The organism is Cohnella zeiphila, from assembly GCF_014212055.1.
GTDB lineage: Bacteria > Bacillota > Bacilli > Paenibacillales > Paenibacillaceae > Cohnella > Cohnella zeiphila.
The window spans coordinates 1-4,768 of sequence record NZ_JACJVO010000029.1; the positions used below are offsets into that span (position 1 = coordinate 1).

3 protein-coding genes and 1 pseudogene are annotated in these 4,768 nt (G+C 60.9%); 2 read left to right on the plus strand and 2 right to left on the minus strand.

Annotated features, from left to right (window positions below):
- Positions 1–1,142: hypothetical protein (locus H7C18_RS22730; protein ID WP_185131409.1), on the minus strand; the 1,142-nt coding region annotated here is incomplete at its 3' end.
- Positions 1,143–2,506: 1,364 nt separating this feature from the next.
- Between H7C18_RS22730 and H7C18_RS36210 the strand changes: the two genes are divergently transcribed.
- Complete coding sequence (locus H7C18_RS36210; RefSeq protein WP_475571996.1) at positions 2,507–3,202, plus strand: histidine kinase dimerization/phospho-acceptor domain-containing protein; 696 nt, start codon at positions 2,507–2,509, stop codon at positions 3,200–3,202.
- Positions 3,093–4,358, plus strand: a complete 1,266-nt coding sequence (locus tag H7C18_RS35840; RefSeq protein WP_337913889.1) for a response regulator — start codon at positions 3,093–3,095, stop codon at positions 4,356–4,358. Before H7C18_RS36210 ends, H7C18_RS35840 begins: the two co-directional genes overlap by 110 nt.
- Positions 4,359–4,417: 59 nt before the next feature.
- Here H7C18_RS35840 and H7C18_RS22740 read toward each other — a convergent pair.
- Positions 4,418–4,768, minus strand: a pseudogene (locus tag H7C18_RS22740) (dihydroxy-acid dehydratase); the annotation flags it as partial.

Below are 4,768 nucleotides of genomic sequence, written 5' to 3' on the forward strand. Positions count from 1 at the left end.
GCGATGAGGCCGGGCTGGTTGTCCTCGTTTTTCTTGGCATACGCCTGGACGATCGAATCGAAGCGCTGCTTATCGGCGACGCTGCCAAACTCGAAGGCGATGTCATATTCTTTGGCGTATTCGATATAATTGCCGTTCGCGATCTGCTTCACCTCGTACAGATCGGAGACGCCGGGATCGCCCCATTCCTTCAAATAGACGAAAGCCGACGTTTTCGGCTCGAACTGCACCTTGGCGTCGATGCCTTCGCCGCGCAGCAGGCCGATCAGCTGAAGGGCGTGCTTCAGATCGGAATGTCCGTAGACGAGGGTCAGCGACTCGACGAAGTTCGGTTCGTACCGTTCGTCCTTCAAGTTGTAGCCGGTCACCAGGTTGCGCTCCAGCGCCGTATCGACGATCTTCTGCAGCTCCGGGGATTGGATGATATCGGAATCGCGGTATGCGTCCGTCAGCTTCGCGTAAATATCGGGATCGCCGACGGACCCGAGATAATGCTTATACTGTCCCGTGAAGGAGAGCGCTTGGCCGATCAGCCATTCGGCAAAATCGCGCGAAGCGGCGGCTCCCGGGCGAACGTCCGCATAAAAGGACGGAGCAAGCAGTCCCGAGTCGACGGCGGCGGCCAGCTCCTGGGAGCCTTGAGTTCCGAGCGCGGCCGCCCTGACGTTCAGCTTGGCGAGTGCGGCATCCGTTTTGGCGGCGGGATAGGTGTAGGCCAGCTCCTTCAGGCCCGCCGCTTTGAGCGCGATTTGAACCGCGTTGACCGAGCCGAGCGGAGCGGAAGCGGACAGGGTGTCGGCAGAGAGAACTCCTTGTTCGCGAAGCGCTTGCGCCGCCTGCGCATACGGGCTGTCGGCCGCCAGATCGCGGAACGCGGCGGCGTCGCCTTCCGGCTTCAACTGAAGCGCCTTGGCCAAGGCGACGAGAAAATCTCCTTTGGTAAAGCGGTCGGGCAGAGAAATGCCGAATTTGTCCTGCAGGAACGTCTCGTATTCGGCGGCGCCGATGCCCGAGGCGACGGCGGCGGCTTCCGGACCTGCCGCCGCCGCGCTCGCCGGTTTGTCTGCGGCGGCGAACAGCGAGGCGGCGACAAGAACGGCGGTCAAAGAGAGTTTGGTGCTGCGAAGCGTCTGCGAATTCATCGATTACTCCTCCTCTGATCTAATCCCATAAAACATAGTGTATAAGTAAGGATAAGTGGATGTTAGCAGGCGTTCCATTCCTTGTCAACGGGAAAAGAAGAAGAGAAGTTTCGAACCGCGGCCCAAGAGGAGAGAGGAAAGAGGAATTGGCGACCGTTTTGTCGAATTGGACCGGTATGAGACGTAAAGCGACGACATTTTTCCGGAGCCCGTTCGTTCAACTGGGCCTCTTTATTTTGCTGCTGCTTGCCGGCCGAACGGCCTGGTACATTCACTATACGCCCCCCGAGCATCCTCAGGCCGTTCGCGGAGTGCTGGACATGAGAGGCTGGGACTTCGAGCGATCCAAGATCATTCCGCTTGACGGAGAATGGGCGTTCTATCCTGACAAGCTTATCACCGAGGACGATCTGCTTGGCGGAAGCGCCGGTTCTCCCCGCTACCTTCAAACGCCGGGGGACTGGCGGGAAGCTTGGACGGAGGGAGGACGCGGCGCCTACGGATTCGGCACGTACCGGCTGCGGATTCTGGTCGACGGGTCGTTGACGCAGCCTTACGAGTTCTGGTTCGACAACGTTCAGACTTCGTCCAGGGTGCTGATCGATGGAGAAGTGTCGGCTTCCATGGGGATGCCGGGAGAGCGGCGGGAAACGTACAAGCCGAATGTTCGCTCGTATACGGTGTCCTACACGAAGGAGGGCGCAGGGGAGATCGACTTGCTCGTACAGGTCGCGGACTTCGACGATCCGAGGCAGGGCGGTATGCTGTCGCCCGTCAAATTCGGCTCTCAGGCCGCGATCGACCGGGAGCGCTGGAATTCGATCGGATTTCAGCTGGTGACGTTCGTCATTTTCCTGCTGCACGCCCTGTACGCGCTTATCATGCTGGCGATCAATCCCCGCCGGAAAGCGCTGATCGCGGTGTTCCTGCTGCTCTTCTGCGCCGGAATCACGGTGGTGACGGCTTCGGACCGCCTTCTGCTGCAATGGGTGCCGCTCACGTTTACCGCGCGCGTCAAAGTTTCTCTGTTGGCGTATGACTACGTCTCGTTCTTCATGATGATCTTGAGTTTGACGCTGGTCGGCGCCACTTGGCGCCATTGGCTGTTCCGCTTGTACGCCGCCGCTTTGGGCTCGTATACGGTCTTTCTGATCGTCGTGCCGGTTCGAACCGCTTACGTGTGGTATCATGCGTTCGGGATTCTCTATATGCTCCCGGTGGCGGCGATGCTGGTTCTGTTCGTCAAAAAGGTCAGAAGGGACGGCAGAGACGTCCTTCTTCTGATGGCGGCGATCAGCGTCTTTTTCAGCGTGTTCTTCGGGGCCTCTTTCGGGCTTTTGCCGACCTCGTTTTACCCGCTCGACATGATCGCGGCTCTGATCAGCTTCTCGGCCTACTGGTTCAAGAACTACTTCCGCAACGCGGAAGAGAACGTCAGGCTGAACGACCGGCTGAAGCGGAACGACAAGCTCAAGGACGAGTTCCTTGCGCATACCGCGCATGAGCTGCGGACGCCGCTTCACGGCGTGATCAGCATCGCACAGACCGTATTGAGCGAAGAGCGGCAGGCGCTTCGCCCGAAGAGCGCCGCCGACATGGAGCTGCTGCTGACGGTCGGCCGGCGCATGTCCCAGCTGATCAACGATCTGCTGGACATGTCGCGGCTCCAAGAAAAGCGCATCGCTCTGAAGCCGGAGCGGCTTTCGCTTCAAGCGGCGGTCCCCGGCGTCTTCTCGATGCTCGCTTATTTGGCGGAAGCCAAAGGCTTGCGCTTGCGCATGAACATATCGGCGTCGTTTCCGCCCGTCTTCGCCGACGAGAAGCGGCTCGTCCAAATTTTGTTTAACTTGCTGCATAACGCGATCAAATATACCGATACCGGGACGATTACGGTGACGGCCGAGATAGANNTACGAGCAAGGGCCGAACGGCATCGGCAGCGGCATCGGATTGGGGCTGGCGATCTGCAAGCAATTGACGGAGCTGCACGGCGGGCGAATCACCGTTCATTCGGAGCCGGGCCGGGGATCGGTCTTCGCGTTCACCGTCCCGCTGGATAAAGAATCGCCCGATGCGCCGCGCGAGACGGCGGCCGCCCGGGAGACGGAGGCCGAGCCGTTCGGGGAGATCTCGCCGGCGAACCTTCCGGTAAGGGAGGATACGCCCTCGTCGTGGCCGGTCTGGCTCCCCCCGGATACGGATCTGCTGCGCGGCGCCGGCGTGCCGAACGTGCTGATCGTCGATGACGACCCCATCAACCTCAAGGTGCTGACCAGCGTCCTGCCTCCGGAGCAATACCGCGTCTTTCAGGCCCTGTCGGGGGAGGAGGCGCTGGCCAAGCTGGGGACCGCCGCCTGGGATCTCGCGATTATCGACGTCATGATGCCGCATATGTCGGGATACGAGCTGACGCGGGAGATTCGCAAGCAGTTTACGGTCTCCGAGCTTCCGATCCTGCTGCTCACGGCGCGAAACGAGCCGGAAGACATCTACGCCGGCTTCATGGCGGGCGCCAACGATTACGTGGCCAAGCCGGCGGACGCCCTTGAGCTGAAATACCGCGTCTGGTCGCTGACTGCGCTGAAGTCCTCGGTACAGGAGAGCTTGCGGATGGAAGCCGCTTACCTGCAAGCGCAGATCAGGCCGCACTTCCTGTTCAACACGCTGAACTCGCTCATGGCGCTCAGCGACATCGACGCGTCCCGGATGCGCAAGCTGGGCGATGCGTTCACGTCTTTTTTGCGGATCAGCTTCGACTTCCTCAACGTGGAGACGGCGGTTCCGCTCGCGCACGAGCTTGAGCTGGTGAAGGCGTACCTGTACATCGAGCAGGAGAGATTCGGCAGCCGGCTTCAAGTCGAATGGCAGGTGGAGGAGCAGTGGGGCCCGTGGCTTCCGCCGCTGACGATCCAGCCGCTGGTCGAGAACGCCGTGAGGCACGGCTTGCTGAGCCGATCCAAGGGAGGAACGGTGCGTATCGGCCTGATCCGAACCGACGCGGGCTATAGAGTCGAAGTGGAGGACGACGGCAAGGGCATGGACGAACCTACCGTTCGGGAGCTGCTGTCGGCCAACCGGAAGATCAGCAGAGGCATCGGCCTGCTGAATACGGATCGAAGGCTTCGGCAAGCCTATGGCGAAGGCTTGACCGTCCGCAGCGCTCCAGGCGGCGGAACGTTCATCTCGTTCTTCATCCCGGACCGGCCGAACGCCTGACCGCCGCAGAATAAAAACAATCCCGGGGGCGGTCGCCTCCGGGATTGTTGGCATTCGGTTTAGATTTTCATGACGCCGCCTTGGCTGGCGTTCGTCACCATGGCCGAGTAGCGGGCGAGATAGCCGCGCTTGATCTTCGGCTCGAAGCCCGGCCATGCGGCGCGGCGGCGTTCGAGTTCTTCGTCGCTCACCTCGAGCTTGATCGAGCGATTGTTCATGTCCAGTTCGATCATGTCGCCGTCCTGGATGAAGGCGATCGGGCCGCCTTCCGCCGCTTCCGGCGAAATATGGCCGATGGCGATGCCGCGGGAAGCTCCGGAGAACCGGCCGTCGGTAATGAGGCCGACCTTGGTGCCAAGACCCATGCCGACGATCTGCGAAGTCGGCGCGAGCATCTCCGGCATGCCGGG